Annotated in this window: 11 protein-coding genes and 1 pseudogene; 4 read left to right on the plus strand and 8 right to left on the minus strand. The window is 67.3% G+C overall.

What is annotated here, in order from left to right; translation table 11 throughout:
* Nucleotides 1–44: 44 nt before the first annotated feature.
* Together ctrA and ACFQRC_RS08100 are read left to right on the plus strand one after the other, a co-directional pair.
* On the plus strand, nt 45–746 hold the full coding sequence (gene ctrA, locus ACFQRC_RS08095; protein ID WP_379959838.1) for a response regulator transcription factor CtrA: 702 nt from the start codon (nt 45–47) through the stop codon (nt 744–746).
* Nucleotides 747–868: 122 nt separating this feature from the next.
* Nucleotides 869–1,639 carry a peptidase gene (locus ACFQRC_RS08100; protein WP_379959840.1) on the plus strand — a complete coding sequence of 257 codons (771 nt, stop codon included), beginning with the start codon at nt 869–871 and terminating at the stop codon, nt 1,637–1,639.
* Between the two features lie 23 nt (nt 1,640–1,662).
* Here the strand turns inward: ACFQRC_RS08100 and ACFQRC_RS08105 are convergent, their stop codons facing one another.
* Both ACFQRC_RS08105 and ACFQRC_RS08110 read right to left on the minus strand, forming a co-directional pair.
* Nucleotides 1,663–2,424, minus strand: coding sequence for an arginyltransferase (locus ACFQRC_RS08105; protein WP_379959843.1), 762 nt, complete (start codon nt 2,422–2,424; stop codon nt 1,663–1,665).
* Nucleotides 2,425–2,556: 132 nt separating this feature from the next.
* Entirely contained in the window at nt 2,557–3,795 is a 1,239-nt protein-coding gene (locus ACFQRC_RS08110; RefSeq protein WP_379959846.1) for a threonine ammonia-lyase, read from the minus strand.
* A gap of 56 nt (nt 3,796–3,851) precedes the next feature.
* Here ACFQRC_RS08110 and ACFQRC_RS08115 point away from each other — a divergent pair, with 56 nt between their 5' ends.
* On the plus strand, nt 3,852–4,718 hold the full coding sequence (locus ACFQRC_RS08115) for an NAD(P)-dependent oxidoreductase (protein ID WP_379959848.1): 867 nt from the start codon (nt 3,852–3,854) through the stop codon (nt 4,716–4,718).
* Nucleotides 4,715–6,358 carry an amidohydrolase gene (locus tag ACFQRC_RS08120; protein WP_379959850.1) on the plus strand — a complete coding sequence of 548 codons (1,644 nt, stop codon included), beginning with the start codon at nt 4,715–4,717 and terminating at the stop codon, nt 6,356–6,358. The genes ACFQRC_RS08115 and ACFQRC_RS08120 overlap by 4 nt, the downstream gene beginning before the upstream one ends.
* Here ACFQRC_RS08120 and ACFQRC_RS08125 read toward each other — a convergent pair.
* The 6 genes and pseudogenes from ACFQRC_RS08125 to ACFQRC_RS08150 all read right to left on the minus strand — a co-directional run bounded on the left by ACFQRC_RS08125 (nt 6,355) and on the right by ACFQRC_RS08150 (nt 15,127).
* Nucleotides 6,355–8,403 carry a protein-disulfide reductase DsbD family protein gene (locus ACFQRC_RS08125; protein ID WP_379959853.1) on the minus strand — a complete coding sequence of 683 codons (2,049 nt, stop codon included), beginning with the start codon at nt 8,401–8,403 and terminating at the stop codon, nt 6,355–6,357. The genes ACFQRC_RS08120 and ACFQRC_RS08125 overlap by 4 nt on opposite strands.
* A 69-nt stretch (nt 8,404–8,472) precedes the next feature.
* A complete protein-coding gene (locus ACFQRC_RS08130; RefSeq protein WP_379959856.1) occupies nt 8,473–9,405 on the minus strand; it encodes a right-handed parallel beta-helix repeat-containing protein in 933 nt (310 codons plus the stop codon).
* 88 nt (nt 9,406–9,493) lie between these two features.
* A pseudogene (gene metH, locus ACFQRC_RS08135) lies at nt 9,494–12,091 on the minus strand (methionine synthase); the annotation flags it as partial.
* 135 nt (nt 12,092–12,226) lie between these two features.
* The gene (locus tag ACFQRC_RS08140; RefSeq protein WP_379959859.1) at nt 12,227–13,261 is read right to left on the minus strand and encodes a homocysteine S-methyltransferase family protein; all 1,035 of its coding nucleotides are present in this window, start codon (nt 13,259–13,261) and stop codon (nt 12,227–12,229) included.
* Complete coding sequence (gene metF, locus ACFQRC_RS08145) at nt 13,239–14,174, minus strand: methylenetetrahydrofolate reductase (RefSeq protein WP_379959861.1); 936 nt, start codon at nt 14,172–14,174, stop codon at nt 13,239–13,241. Before metF ends, ACFQRC_RS08140 begins: the two co-directional genes overlap by 23 nt.
* Nucleotides 14,171–15,127, minus strand: a complete 957-nt coding sequence (locus ACFQRC_RS08150) for an ArsR/SmtB family transcription factor (RefSeq protein WP_379959863.1) — start codon at nt 15,125–15,127, stop codon at nt 14,171–14,173. The genes metF and ACFQRC_RS08150 overlap by 4 nt, the downstream gene beginning before the upstream one ends.
* Nucleotides 15,128–15,138 lie beyond the last annotated feature (11 nt).

A 15,138-nucleotide genomic window follows, 5' to 3' on the forward strand; every position in this document is an offset into this window, starting at 1 on the left:
TCCGAAGGCCAAGAGGCGGGAGCCGCGACAAGGGGGTTTCACTCATGCGTGTGCTGCTGATCGAAGACGAGCCGACCACCGCCAAGAGCATCGAGCTGATGCTGACGACGGAAGGCTTCAACGTCTATACGACCGATCTGGGCGAAGAGGGCTTGGACCTCGGCAAGCTCTACGATTACGACATCATCTGCCTCGATCTCAACCTGCCGGACATGCATGGCTATGACGTGCTGAAGAAGCTGCGCGTCGCCAAGGTCGGCACGCCGGTGCTGATCCTGTCGGGCATCAGCGAGATGGATTCGAAGGTGCGGGCCCTGGGCTTCGGCGCCGACGATTACGTCACCAAGCCTTTCCACCGCGACGAGCTGGTCGCCCGCATCCACGCCGTCGTGCGCCGCTCGAAGGGCCACAGCCAGTCGGTCATCAAGACCGGCAAGCTGGCCGTCAATCTCGACGCCAAGACGGTCGAGGTCGATGGCAGCCGCGTGCATCTCACCGGCAAGGAATATGCGATGCTGGAGCTCCTGTCGCTCCGCAAGGGCACGACTCTCACAAAGGAAATGTTCCTCAACCACCTTTATGGCGGCATGGACGAGCCCGAATTGAAGATCATCGACGTCTTCATCTGCAAGCTGCGCAAGAAACTGAGCCTCGCCTGCGGCGGCGACAATTATATCGAGACCGTCTGGGGGCGCGGCTATGTGCTGCGCGATCCCGAGGAGGTCGAGCAGGCCCAGGTCGCCTGACCCGAATTCATCGCTGGAGCAGGGACCGGCGCCGCAGCGATGCGGCGCCGGTTTGCTTTGGAGCCCCAGGCCCGTTCATGCATTGATGGCCCGTCGCACATGAACGCGCGGGGAGGCTGGGCATGACCTATTGCATCGGATTGCTGCTCGAGGCGGGCCTGGTGATGATCGCCGACACCCGCACCAATGCGGGCGTCGACAATTTCTCCTGCTACAAGAAGCTGCATCGGCTGGTCGATGGCCCCGACCGCCAGATATTCGCCGCCACTTCGGGAAGCCTGTCGGTCAGCCAGTCGGTCATCGCCCTGCTCCAGGAGGGGCTGCCGCCCGAGGATAGCGACGACACGCCCCGATCCCTTGCCGGCGTCACCTCCATGTTTCGCGCGGCCCAGCTCGTCGGCGAGGCGGTTCAGGCCATCAACCGCAAGGTCGGCGCCGCGCTGGAGGCAGTCAACATCAGCAGCGCGGTCTCGCTGCTCATCGGCGGCCGCATCGGCGCGGAGCGGCCGCACCTCTTCCTCGTCTACGCCGCCGGCAATTTCATCGAATGCCAAGCCGATTCGCCCTTCCTCCAGATCGGCGAGACCAAATATGGCCGACCGATCCTCGACCGGAGCATCGACGTGGCGACGCCCCTCGACGAGGCGGTGAAAATCGGCTTCCTCTCCTTCGATTCGGCGATGCGCTCCAATCTCGGCGTGGCGCGTCCGCTCGACATGATGGTGATGCCCGCCGACCGCGCCGCGCCGCTCCTCACCCGCCGGATCGAGCCGGACGACGATTATTTCAACGAAATGTCGCTGAGCTGGTCCCACATGCTCCACCAGGCGACCCAAACCATCCCCAACCCGCCGTTCATGCAAGGCCATGGGGACAAGCGGCCGGGCCGATAGCTGCGGCACCTCCGCACGCCGCATTACCGGCTGAGCGGTAATTCCTTCTGCTCCGGCTCGAAGCGCCGCCAGCCGTCGGGGCCGAGCCGCTCCAGCGGCCGGAACTTCGCCTTGTAGGCCATGCGTTTCGCATCCTCGACCCAATAGCCGAGATAGACGTAGGGAAGGCCGGCGCGCGCGGCGCGGACGATATGGTCGAGGATGATGTAGGTGCCGAGGCCGGATCGCTCCGAATCGTCGGGCTCGAAGAAGCTGTAGATCATCGACAGGCCGTCGGCCTGCTGGTCCGTCAGGCAGGCGCCGACCAGCTTGCCGGGGCGCCCGTCAAGCGAAGGCTCGCGATACTCGACGACATAGGTCTTGACCGGGCTCTGCTCGACCATGTCGGAAAAGTCGCTCTCGTCCATGTCGGCCATGCCGCCGCCGGGATGCCGGGCGCGCAGATAGCGGCGAAGCAGCTCATATTGCTCCTCCGTCGTCCACGGCTTGCAGGCGGTGACTTCGAGATCGGCGTGGCGGCGGATCATCTTGCGCTGGGAGGCGCTCGGACGGAATTCGCGAGCGACGACCCGCACAGAGACGCAGGCCGAACAATCGGCGCAGCTCGGCCGGTAGGCGACGCCCTGGCTGCGGCGAAACCCTATCCGCCCCAACGCATCGTTGAGGTCGGTGGCATGCTGACCGTTCAGCTCGGTGAAGACCTTCCGCTCCGTCTTGCCCGGAAGATAGGGGCATGGCGACGGCGTCGTCACGAAAAAGCGTGGGAAGCGGAAAGGTGCGCTCACCGAGACTCCAGCCACAAGGAGGGATCAGATGGTAACTGGAATCTTTATGCGCACTCGAAGTTCCGTTGGGAAGAGCGACGCGCGCCGAATTGAAGGTTAATCGGCGAGCCGTGCCGGTGCGGGACGGGCGGCTTAGTGAATCTCTACCGGGTGGACCTGGAAGCCCTCGCCGTGAAGGTCGTCGATCAGCCGCTCGATATGTTCGGCGCCCCGCGCCTCGCACTCGACATCGATGAAGGCGTCCTTGGCGGGCAGCGGCGTGAAGATGCGCTGGTGATAGATTTCGACGATGTTGATGCGGTGCTTCTCGAACAGCTTCACCACCGAGAAGAGCGCGCCCGGCCGGTCCTGGAGCTGGATGCGGAGCCGCGCCATCCGGCCGGAGCGGGCCAGGTCGCGCAGCAATACGGTGGCGAGGAGGCGGGTGTCGATATTGCCTCCGGTGAGGATGAGGCCGACCGTCCGGCCGGCGAATCGCTCCTTGTGGGTGAGGAGGGCGGCGAGGCCGGCCGCGCCGGCGCCCTCGGCGACCGTCTTCTCGATCTGGAGATACAGGCTGACGGCGGTCTCGATGTCGCGCTCGGGCACGAGGAGGATTTCGTCGACCAAAGCCGCGACGATTTCGGCGGTGAGCTTCCCCGGCTCCTTGACGGCAATTCCCTCAGCAATCGTGTCACCGGCCGTCGGCAGATGGCGGCCCGTCGTCTTGCAGTACATCGATGGATAGAGTTCGGCCTGGACGCCGACCAGGTCGATGTCCGGCTTCAGCGCCTTCGCCGCCGTGGCGATACCCGAGATCAGTCCTCCGCCGCCGATCGGAACCACGAGCGTCTCGATCTCCGGGGCATCGGCCAGCATCTCCAGGGCCACGGTTCCCTGGCCGGCGATGATCTCGGGGTCGTCGAACGGATGGACGAAGGTGAGGCCGCGCGCCTCCGCCAACTCCAGGGCGCGGGCATAGGCTTCGTCGAACAGCTCGCCGAGGAGGACCACCGCCGCCCCGTGCCCTTCGGTCTGCATGACCTTGATGGTCGGCGTGCCGGTCGGCATGACGATGGTGACCGGCACGCCGAGCCGGGCACCATGATAAGCGAGCGCCTGGGCGTGATTGCCGGCGGACGCGGCGATCACGCCCCGGGCGCGGGTCGCCTCGTCCATCAGCAGCAATTTGTTGAGCGCGCCGCGCTCCTTGTAGGCGGCGGTGAACTGGAGGTTCTCGAACTTGACGTAGACAACGGCCCCGGTCGCCTCCGACAGGGTGCGGCTGAGCATGGTCGGGGTGCGCACCACCGCACCTTCGATCCGTCGGGCGGCGGCACGGATGTCGTCGAGACTCAAAGGAGGATCGGTCTGTTCCGTACGGGCGGCCATGGCCCCGACTAGACCATCTGGCGCGGCAGGCAAACACGCCTTATGCGCTTGTCGCCATGGCAAGGATCGCATTTATCGGCCTCGGCGTGATGGGCGCCCCCATGGCCCGTCATCTCGCCGCCGCGGGCCACAGCCTCGCCGTCTACAATCGGAGCCCCGGCAAGGCGCGGGAATGGGTGACGCGGCATGGCGGCAGTTTCGCCCCCACGCCCGCGGCGGCGGCCGGCGGCGCCGACGCGATCATCTCCTGCGTCGGCACCGACCGGGACGTGGAGGACATCACCATCGGCCCGGACGGCGTCTTCAGGAACATGAGGGACGGCGCCCTGTTCATCGACCATACGACGGTCTCGGCCAGGATCGCGCGCCGCGTCGCCGAAGAGGGGCGCGCGCGCGGCATCTTCTGTGTCGACGCGCCGGTGTCGGGCGGGCAGGCAGGCGCGGAGAATGGCCAGCTCTCCATCATGTGCGGCGGTACCGAGGCGGCGATGGCGGCGGCCGAGCCGCTGATGCAGGCCTATGCCGCGCGTATCGTCCATGTCGGGCCGGACGGGGCGGGGCAACTCACCAAGATGGTCAACCAGATCGCCATCGCCGGGGTGGTTCAGGGACTGTCGGAGGCGCTGCACTTCGCCAAGACCTCCGGACTCGACACGGAGAAGGTCTTCGAGGCGGTTTCCGGCGGCGCGGCGCAGAGTTGGCAGATGGTCAACCGCTGGAAGACGATGGATTCGGGCGAATTCGATTTCGGCTTCGCGGTCGACTGGATGCGCAAGGATCTCGGGCTCGCGCTCGACGAGGCGCGGGCGAACGGGGCGCGGATTCCGGTGGCGGCGCTGGTCGACCAGTTCTACGCGGACGTGCAGGCGATGGGCGGGCAGCGTCAGGATACATCGTCGCTGATCAGAAGGCTCACCGAATGAAGAAAATGCTGGCCGCCGTCGCGGCCCTGTTCGTGGCACAAGCCGCGCCGGCCGATACGCTCATCGACAACGTCAACGGCTACACGCTCGACGGCGACAGGGACGTCGTCCGTTTCACCGGCATAGTCGTCGGCGACGACGGCCGGGTGAAGGAACTGCTGTCCCGTCGCGAGAAGAGGCCCGAGCGGCCCGATTACCGGCTCGACGGCAAGGGGCGGACGCTCATCCCCGGCCTGATCGACGCTCATGGCCATGTCATGGGCTTGGGCCTCGGCGCGTTGACGCTCGACCTCAGCGATACCAATTCGCTCCAGGAGGCGCAGGCGAAGATCGCCGCCTACGCCGCCGCTAATCCGAGCCCGCGCTGGATCGTCGGGCGCGGCTGGAACCAGGAGAAATGGGGCCTCGGTCGCTTCCCGACCGCCGCCGACATCGACTCCGTCGTCTCAGACCGTCCGGTCTGGCTGGAGCGGGTCGACGGCCATGCCGGCTGGGCCAACAGCCTGGCGATGAAGGAAGCGGGCGTGACCGCCGAAACGCCATCCCCCGCCGGGGGGATCGTCGAGAAGCTGGACGGCCAGCCTTCCGGCATCTTCGTCGACGCGGCCTCGGAGCTTGTCGGCAGGATCGTGCCGCCGCCGCTCCCCGTCGTCCGCGACCGTGCCTTCGCGACGGCGCAGGACATCCTCCTGTCCCACGGCATCACCACCGTCGCCGACATGGGCACCAGCGGCGAAGACTGGACGGTGATCCGCCGCGCCGGGGACAGCGGCCGCCTGCGCCTCCGCATCCTCTCCTACGCTTCCGGGATCGAGCCTCTGCTGGCCGTCGCCGGCACCCAGCCGACCCCCTGGCTCTACGACAGCAAGCTGCGCATGGTGGGGGTCAAGCTCTACAGCGACGGTGCTCTCGGCTCGCGCGGAGCCTGGCTCAAGCAGCCTTATGCCGACGCGGCGGGCGAGCGCGGCCTCGCCTTCCTCAGCGACGCCGAAATCCGCAATCTGATGAGCCGCGCCGCGATGGACGGCTTCCAGGTCGCGGTCCATGCCATCGGCGACGCCGCCAACGCGCAATTGCTCGACGCGATCGACGAACTGTCCGGAACCTATGAGGGCGACCGGCGCTGGCGGGTCGAACATGCCCAGATCGTCGATCCCGCCGACCTGCCGCGCTTCGCCCAGCATGGCACCATCGCCTCGATGCAGCCGGTCCACCAGGCCTCCGACTGGCGAATGGCGGAGGCGCGGATGGGGATCGACAGGCTCGGCGGCGCTTATGCCTGGCGGAGCATGATCGACAATGACGTGCCGCTCGCCTTCGGCTCCGACTTCCCGGTCGAATCGCCCAATCCGTTTCACGGGCTGGCGGTGGCGATCAGCCGCGAGGATGCGCAAGGCCAGCCGCCGGGCGGCTGGATGCCCGAGCAGACCCTGATCCTTGCCGAGGCGCTCGCCGCTTTCACCCAGGGCGCCGCCTTCGCAGGCTTCGCCGAGGATCGTCTGGGAAGCCTCGAAAAGGGCAAGCTCGCCGATTTCATCTTCATCGACCGCGACATCTTCCAGGCCACGCCCGAGCAGATACGCGACACGCAGGTGCTGGAGACCTGGCTCGCCGGCCGCAAGGTGTGGGAGCGCGACTAGGGCGCCAGCCCGACGAGCCGTCCGGTCGTCAGCACCTGCGGCAGGATTTGCGCCGGCTTGCCTGGCGCATAATAAAGGTAAAGCGGCACGCCGCTGCGGCCGTGCTTTTCCAGGAAGCGGCCGATCGCCGCGTCACCGCGCGTCCAGTCGCCGACGAGGACCGCCACATTTCCGCGCGCAAACGCCTCGGCCACGTCGCGGCGGTCGAGCGCGGCTTTCTCGTTGACCTTGCAGGTGACGCACCAGTCGGCGGTGAAATAGACGAAGACCGGCCGCCCCTCGGCGCGCAGTGCCGCCAGCCGCGCCTCGCTGAACGGCTCGGCCTTCAACGCATCCTGCGACCGGGCGACGGCCGGCGCGTTCGCGCTCGGCACGAGCAGCAGCGCCGTCAGGCCCGCCACAGCGGCCGGCGCCAGCGGCAGCCAAGCGCGGCCGGTCCCCTGCCTCCGCCCCAGCGACCAGAGCGCGAGCGCCAGCACCAGCGCCGCGGCCAGGCCCAGGGCCATGCCATCGACTCCGGACTGGCGCCCCAATATCCAGGCGAGGCCGAGCGCGGTCAGGAACATCGGTACCGACAGGATGCGCCGGAAGCTGCCCATCCACGGCCCCGCCTTCGGCAGCCGGCGGCGAAGAGCGGGAACGAATCCGATCGCCAGGAAAGGCAAAGCGAGGCCGAGGCCGAGCCCCCCGAACACCGCCAGCGCGGCGGCGATCGGCAGTACCAGGGCCGCGCCCAGCGCCGCGCCCATGAACGGGCCGGTGCAGGGCGTCGCGACGAAGGCGGCGAGAGCGCCGGTCCAGAAGGAACCCGCATGGCCGCCGCGCGCCGCCAGCCGATTACCCCCGCCGAACGAGGGCAGGTCGAACAGCCCGGCGAGGTTGAGCGCGATCCCCGTCACCAGCAGCAGCAGGAACAGGATGACCCGGGGGTCCTGGAGCTGGAAGGCCCAGCCTATCCCCGCCCCTCCGGCCCGCAGCGCCAGCAGCGCGCCGCCGAGCGCGAGGCAAACGAGAATGGCGCCCGCCGCATAAGCGAGCGCCTCGCGCCTCGCGCCGGATTCGTCGCGGCCCGTTTTGGCGAGGCTCAGCGCCTTCAGGCTCAGGATCGGGAAGACGCAGGGCATGATGTTGAGCAGCAATCCGCCGATCAGCGCGCCGGCGAGCGCGGCGAGGACGGTGCCGCCGCCATAGGCCTCGCTCTGGCGCGCCAGCGGAGCGCCCGCCGCCGGCACCGTGCCCTGCTTGGCCGTCAACGACAGCCCGACGCCGTCGCCGATACCGAGGACCCCCTCGACCGCAACCGGCCCCCCGGATCGCCCGGCCTTGGTTTCGACGATGAGCGTATCGCCGCGTCGCGTCACGTCCTGCGCGGCGGCATAATCCACCGCGCCGTCGGTCAGCGGATAAAAATAGGCCTGCGGCACATCCATCGACGCCGGGATGGGAATGGCGAGGCGGAAGCGCCCGTCCGCCGTCTCGTACCGCCCCTCGGCGCCGAGCGGCCTGGGCAGCGCCTGCCGGTAAAGGTCGAATTCGGCGCGCAGCGCGGGTGCCGTCCCCGCTTGGCCCACCTTCAGGTCGAGCGCGACGTTCGCGGTCTCGGGCACGCAGATCTCATCGGTGCAGGCGAGATAATCGAGCTTCGCGCGGATCGGGAGCGGCGTGCCGGGCGCCAGGCCTTCCGGCACCTTCATCTCGACGAGCTGCGCATAGGGGCCTTCATAAACGTAGTTCATGAGGCCCGAAATGATCAGGCGCTCGGGCACCGGATATTGCAGCGGGCCGGCTGCCGCCCCTTGCGGAAGGTCCCAGGCCACCCGCGTCTCGACTCCCGCGTCGCCCGGATTCTTCCAATATCCGTGCCAGCCCGCCTTGGGCGTCATCACCAATGCGAGCGTCACAGTCCCGCCCGCCGCGGGCGCGTCGGTCTCCGCCACCAGGCGCGAGGCGATGGCGTTGCGGCCGGGCTCCGGCAATTGCGCTTGCGCGGCCGCCGGCAGCAACGCCACCAGCGCGATCCAGAGCGCCAGCTCCAAAGCCCGCATTGTCGATCCGTCCCGATTCATGGACGCGTCTATAGCATTGTTTTGAGTCCGGTCATGGTCCCGGCGCTTCTACCTTTTCTCGAAGCGCGCGATGCCGGCGCCCAGCCGGTTGTCCTCGATCCGCAGCGTCCCGCCGCTCTCGTCCGCGACAAAGGCGGTCGACCGTTCGACGCCGGAGGCGAGAGCGGCGCTGTTGCCGGTGACGGCCAGACCCGCGCTGTCATGCTCGGCCCCCTCGGCGGCGACCATGATGAAGGCGCTGTAATTCTCCTTGTCCCGGCCCTGGACGAAGACGTTGCCGGAAATCGCGCCGGTGGCGCCGTTGGACAGGTCGATCATGTAATTGGTGGCGCGCCCTTGCGTGTCGTCGAAGCTCGATCCGGTTACCTCGATTCGCGGCGCGCGGCTCTTCACATAATGGCCGCCGGTGCCGCGCTCGAAGCGCGAGCGGGTGACGATGAGCTCGCCATAATCGCCGATGTAGAGGCCGTGGGAGCAGCCATGATCCTCCTCGCAGCCGCCGAGGCCGGAGAAGGTCGACCGGTCGATGCGCACCGTGCCCGACGGATCCTCTGCGGAAAGGATGCCATTCTCGCTGTCGCGGAACAGGGATTCGGAGACGATGAGGTCGCCTTGCTCGATGCGGATGCCGGCGCCGTTCCGGTCCGGAACGCGCATATTCTGGAAAACCAGACCCTCGACCCGCGCCGCGCGCCCGCCCAGCACCAGGGCCGCCTTGCCCTCGCAGATGCCGCCATCGAAGACGACGCTGCCCGGCTCGCGCGCCACATAGGCGACCTGCCCCGCCTCCTGGACGGCGCATTGGCGATAGGTGCCGGGCGCGATGAGGATGGTTCCGCTGCCGCCGCCGATCGCATCGACGGCGCCCTGCAGGCTCGCATAGCCCTTGCCTTTCTCCTGCACGAAGAAGGGCGCGTCGCCGGCCTGGGCTGCGAGCGGCGCGGCCAGCGCCAGCCCGGCAAGTGCGATTGCGGCTTTCATACGCAAAGGGTGACCCGGCAAACGCCGGGGAGTCGAGAGCGAATGACGGTTAATGCGGGCACTGCCCCGAACCGGCACAGGGGAACGATCAATCCAGATTCGGCCGCAGCCAGCGTTCCGCTTCGGCGAGAGTGAAGCCGCGCCGGTCCGCATATTCCTCGAGCTGGTCGCGATCGATGCGGGCGACTCCGAAATATTCGGCGTCGCGGTGGCCGAAATAGAAACCGGAAACCGCAGCCGTCGGCACCATGGCGAGACCGCTGGTCAGCACGATGCCTGCCGGTCCCTCGCCATCGACTCCGCCGAGCATGTCGAACAGGATCGGCTTCAGGCTGTGGTCCGGGCAGGCGGGGTAGCCGGGCGCCGGACGGATGCCCTTATATTCCTCGCGGATCAGTTGCTCGTTGGTCAGCGTCTCGTCGGCCGCATAGCCCCAAAGGTCGGTCCGGACGTGCTGATGGAGCCGCTCCGCGAACGCCTCGGCGAGGCGGTCGGCCAGCGCCTTCAGGAGGATGTCGGAATAGACGTCATTGTCCGCCTTGAATCGGGCAAGATGCTGGTCGATGCCGTGGATGCCGACCGCGAACCCGCCGATCCAGTCCTCGCCCTGCGGCGCGATGAAATCGGCGAGGCACATGTTCGGCCGGCCCTCACGCTTCTTCACCTGCTGACGCAGCATCGGCAACCGCACCTCTTCGTTGCGGGCGGTGACGAGGATGTCGTCGCCCTCCCGCCGGCAGCGCCACAAGGCGGCGGCGCCCCGGGCGGTCAGCCATTTTTCGGCGATAATCCTGTCGAACATCGCCTGCGCGTCCGCGAACAGCCCGGTCGCGCTCTCGCCGACGATCGGATCGTCGAGGATCGCCGGATAATTGCCGGCCAGCTCCCACGCGCGAAAGAAGGGCGTCCAGTCGATGCAGGCACGCAGATCCTCCAGTGACCAGTCGTCGAAGCGGTGGACACCTGGCTGCCGGGGCGCCGGCGCGATTCCTTCGGGATCGAACGGGAAGGCGTTGGCGCGCGCTTCCTCGAGCGTCGAGAGCTTGTTCTGTCCCTTGCTGGCGCGGGCTTCGCGGATGACCTGATAATCCTTCGCCGTCGTCTCGACGAGCGGATCGCGCTGATTGTCCGAGACCAAAGCCGAGGCGACGCCGACCGCGCGGCTGGCGTCGAGGACATGGATCACCGGCCCCTCATAAGCGGGCGCGATTCGGATCGCCGTGTGGACCCGGCTGGTCGTGGCGCCGCCGATCAGCAGCGGCAGCGTCATTTCCGTCCGCTGCATCTCGGCGGCGACCGTCACCATCTCGTCGAGCGAGGGCGTGATGAGGCCCGAGAGGCCGATCATGTCGGCCTGATTCTCGTTGGCCGCGGTCAATATGTCCTGCCAGGGCACCATGACGCCGAGGTCGATCACCTCGAACCCGTTGCACTGAAGAACGACGCCGACGATGTTCTTGCCGATATCGTGGACGTCGCCCTTGACGGTGGCCATCACGATCCGGCCCTTGCCCTTGGCGTTCTCGTCCTTCTCCGCCTCGATGAACGGGAAGAGGTGGGCGACTGCCTTCTTCATCACCCGCGCGGACTTCACCACCTGCGGCAGGAACATCTTGCCGGATCCGAACAGGTCGCCGACGACGTTCATGCCGTCCATCAACGGGCCTTCGATCACGTCGATCGGCCGCTTCGCCTTGAGGCGCGCTTCCTCGGTATCGGCGACGACATGGGCGTCGATGCCCTTGACGAGCGCGTGCTCCAGCCGCTTCGCGACCGGCCAGCCGCGCCATTCGGCCGCGGCCTTTTCCTGTACCGGATCGGACCCGCGATAGCGCTCGGCCAGCGCGACCAGCCGCTCGGTGGCATCGTCCCGCCGGTCGAGCACGACGTCCTCGCAGGCTTCGCGCAGCTCCGGATCGATCGTGTCGTAGACATCGAGCTGGCCGGCATTGACGATCGCCATGTCGAGCCCGGCGGGAATGGCGTGGAGGAGAAAGACCGAGTGCATCGCGCGCCGCACCGGCTCGTTGCCGCGGAACGAGAAGCTAAGGTTCGACAAGCCTCCCGAAATATGGACGTGCGGACAGCGGGCGCGAATCTCTCGGGCCGCCTCGATGAAGTCGAGCGCGTAGCGGCGATGCTCGTCGATCCCGGTCGCGATGGCGAAGATGTTGGGATCGAAGATGATGTCCTCGGGCGGGAAGCCGTCGGCGACGAGCAATTTATAGGCCCGCTCGCAAATCTCGACCTTGCGTTCCTTGGTGTCCGCCTGGCCGACCTCGTCGAAGGCCATGACGACGATTGCGGCGCCATAATCCCGGCACAGCCGCGCATGGGCGAGGAATTCGGCCTCGCCCTCCTTCATGCTGATCGAATTGACGATCGGCTTGCCCGACACGCATTTGAGGCCGGCCTCGATCACGCTCCATTTGGAGCTGTCGATCATGAAAGGGACGCGCGCGATGTCGGGCTCGGCGGCGATCAGCTTCAGGAAGGTGACCATCGCCTCTTCGGAATCGAGCAGGCCCTCGTCCATGTTGATGTCGATGATCTGCGCGCCATTCTCGACCTGCTGGCGCGCCACCTCGACGGCGGCGGCATAATCGCCGGCCATGATCAGCTTCTTGAAGGCGGCGGAGCCGGTGACGTTGGTGCGCTCGCCGATATTGACGAAAGAGGCGGTCTGCTGGGTCATAATGTGTGGATCAGTTCCATTCTCCGTTCGGGCTGAGCCTGTCGAAGCCCTGCTCTGCTCCGATCTGGAAGGAGAAGAGCAGCCCTTCGACAGGCTCAGGGCGAGCGGCGGTTTGCGTGCATTGTTCTATGCGGCGAGGATCATCGGCTCGATGCCGGCAAGACGCGTCCGCTGTTGCGGGGGGGGAAGCTGGCGGGGGGCGAAAGGACGCACCGCCTCGGCGATCGCGCGAATATGCTCCGGGGTCGTGCCGCAGCAGCCGCCGACGATGTTGACGATTCCCTGGCTCGCCCATTCGCGGACCTGGCTGGAGGTCGTATGCGGGCATTCGTCATATTCGCCGAGATCGTTGGGCAGGCCTGCATTGGGATAGGCCATGATCAGGGTGTCGGCGACCGCCGACAGGGTGGCGACATGGGCGCGGAGCTGGGCCGCGCCGAACGAGCAGTTGAGCCCGATCGACAGCGGCTTGGCATGGCGAACCGACGCCCAGAAGGCTTCGATCGAATGGCCAGAGAGGTTGCGACCGCTCAGGTCGGTGATCGTCATCGACAGCATGATCGGCAGGTCCGGATCGACGCGGCGGGCGGCATGGATCGCCGCCTTGGCGTTGAGCGTGTCGAACACCGTCTCGATCAGCGCGATCTCGGCGCCGCCCTCTACCAGGGCCTCGATCTGCTCGACATAGACGTCGCTCAACGTGTCGAAGTCGATCTCGCGGAAACCGGGATCGTTGACGTCGGGGGACAAAGACAAGGTCTTGTTGGTCGGCCCGAGCGCGCCGGCGACATAGCGCTTGCGGCCGTCCTTTTGCGCGAGCCGGTCGGCCGTCTCGCGAACGATCCGCGCGGCGGCGACGTTGATCTCGCCGACCAGAGCCTCGGCGCCGTAATCGGCCTGGCTGATGCGGTTGGCGTTGAAGCTGTTGGTGGCGAGGATATCGGCTCCGGCCAGCGCGAAATTGTCGACGATCTCCCCGATCAGCTCCGGCCGGGTGAGGTTGAGAAGATCGTTATTGCCCTTCTGGTCGCGGCCGAGCGCGAACGCGCCGCGATAATCGGCCTCCTTCAGCCTGCGGTCCTGGATCTGGGTGCCGAAGGCGCCGTCCTTGATGAGGATGCGGTCGGCCGCGGCTGCCCTAAGCTGTTCGGCGAGTGTCACTCGTCTGTTCCTTCGGCCGGAGCCCGAGCAGATGGCAGATCGCATAAGCGAGCTCGGCGCGGTTCAATGTGTAGAAGTGGAAATGGCGGATGCCGCCGGCGTAGAGCTGGCCGCACAATTCGGCGGCGACCGTGGCGGCGACGAGCGCCCTCGCCGACGGGAGGTTATCGAGCCCCTCGAACAATCGGTCCATCCAGGCCGGGATGGTGGCGCCGCACATCGCTGCGAACTTGCGGGTCTGGGCGACGTTGGAGACGGGGAGGATTCCGGGCACGATCTCGGCGTCGATGCCCATCGCCGCCGCCTGATCGCGGAAGCGTAGGAAGCAGTCGGGCGAGAAGAAGAATTGGGTGATCGCCCGGTCGGCGCCGGCGTCGATCTTGCGCCACAGATTGTCGAGATCGGCCGCCCTGTTGCGCGATTCGGGATGGCATTCGGGGTAAGCCGCGACCGAAATCTCGAACGGGGCGATGGCTTTCAGGCCCTTCACCAGTTCGACCGCGCTGGCATAGCCGTCCGGCCGCGCCTCGAAGCTCTTGCCCTGCTCGGGCGGGTCTCCGCGCAGGGCGACGATATGCCGGATGCCCGCCGCCCAATAAGAGCGCGCGACCTCGTTTATCTCGTCGCGGCTGGCCTCGACGCAGGTGAGATGCGCGGCGGCATCGAGCGAGGTTTCGCGGACGATTCGCTCGACCGTGGCATGGGTGCGCTCGCGGGTCGAGCCGCCGGCACCGTAGGTGACCGAGACGAAGCGCGGCGCCAGCGGCTCCAGCGTCTTGACCGATTCCCAGAGCGTCTGCTCCATCTTCTCGGTCTTGGGCGGGAAGAATTCGAACGAGACGGCGATGTCGCCGGCGACGTTCTCGAACAAAGGCCTGCCGGTGCGTTCCAGAGCGGGCGCGAGATCGTTCATGCCACCACCTTGAGCCGGGCCTCGGCGAGCATGCCTTCCCAGATGGTGACGGTGAGCTCCCCGCCCTCCAGATTCTCGACCACGCGCCCGACCAGTCCGGCGGCGTCCATCCATTTCAGCACGGCGTCGTCGGCGAAGCCCAGCCGCGTATGAGCATCGCGGGTCCGCAGCTCCTCGCGGTCGTGGGGCGCGAAATCGATGACGAGCAGCCGCCCGCCCGGCGCGAGCAGCCGCGCCGCCTCGGCGATGGCAGCAGCCGGCTGCTGCGCATAATGGAGGACTTGGTGGATAATGACCGTGTCCGCGCATTGGGAGGGGAGCGGCAGGGCGTACATGTCGCCCTGACGCAGCTCGGTCGCGGGGATTCCGGCCTCGCCCAGCTTGACGCGGGCGAGGCGGAGCATCTCGGGAGAGCGGTCGATGCCGAGCGCGCTGTTGGCGGCGGGGCCGAACAATTCTATCATCCGGCCGGTCCCGGTGCCGATGTCGACCAGCCGGCCGACCGGCCGTTTCCCGAGCGCGCGCGCGATCGCCGCCTCCACCTCGCTCTCGGCGATGTGCAGCGAACGAAGCTCGTCCCACTCCGAAGCGTGCTGGGCGAAATAGCGCTCCGCCGCGGCGGCGCGGTCGGCCTTGACCGCCGTCAGCCGCGCCTTGTCGGCCAGCGCCCAAGGGTCCTCCCCGTCAATGGCGGACCAGCCGTCGAGCAAAGCGAACAAAGGATCGATTCGCTCCGCCGCGCCCAGACTCAGGAACACCCAGCTCCCCTCCTTGCGGCGCTCGGCGAGGCCGGCGTCGATCAATATCTTCACATGGCGCGAGACCCGGGGTTGGCTCTGCCCCAGCACCTGCGCCAACTCGCCCACCGACAGCTCCATCGCGCGCAGCAGGCCGAGGATCCGGAGGCGCGTCGGATCGGCCAGCGAGCGGAAGGTTTCGGGCGCCTTGGACATCGAGTTAAGGA

The sequence above is a fragment of the Enterovirga sp. GCM10030262 genome (assembly GCF_042666435.1).
Lineage (GTDB): Bacteria > Pseudomonadota > Alphaproteobacteria > Sphingomonadales > Sphingomonadaceae > Allosphingosinicella.

Bases quoted from the DNA above. Each gene is read 5' to 3' on its own strand.
- metF (WP_379959861.1), bottom strand. From the start codon at position 14,174: ATGAACGATCTCGCGCCCGCTCTGGAACGCACCGGCAGGCCTTTGTTC.
- ACFQRC_RS08115 (WP_379959848.1), top strand. From the start codon at position 3,852: ATGGCAAGGATCGCATTTATCGGCCTCGGCGTGATGGGCGCCCCCATG.
- ACFQRC_RS08150 (WP_379959863.1), bottom strand. From the start codon at position 15,127: ATGTCCAAGGCGCCCGAAACCTTCCGCTCGCTGGCCGATCCGACGCGC.
- ACFQRC_RS08100 (WP_379959840.1), top strand. From the start codon at position 869: ATGACCTATTGCATCGGATTGCTGCTCGAGGCGGGCCTGGTGATGATC.
- ACFQRC_RS08130 (WP_379959856.1), bottom strand. From the start codon at position 9,405: ATGAAAGCCGCAATCGCACTTGCCGGGCTGGCGCTGGCCGCGCCGCTC.
- ACFQRC_RS08110 (WP_379959846.1), bottom strand. From the start codon at position 3,795: ATGGCCGCCCGTACGGAACAGACCGATCCTCCTTTGAGTCTCGACGAC.
- ACFQRC_RS08120 (WP_379959850.1), top strand. From the start codon at position 4,715: ATGAAGAAAATGCTGGCCGCCGTCGCGGCCCTGTTCGTGGCACAAGCC.
- ACFQRC_RS08125 (WP_379959853.1), bottom strand. From the start codon at position 8,403: ATGCGGGCTTTGGAGCTGGCGCTCTGGATCGCGCTGGTGGCGTTGCTG.
- ctrA (WP_379959838.1), top strand. From the start codon at position 45: ATGCGTGTGCTGCTGATCGAAGACGAGCCGACCACCGCCAAGAGCATC.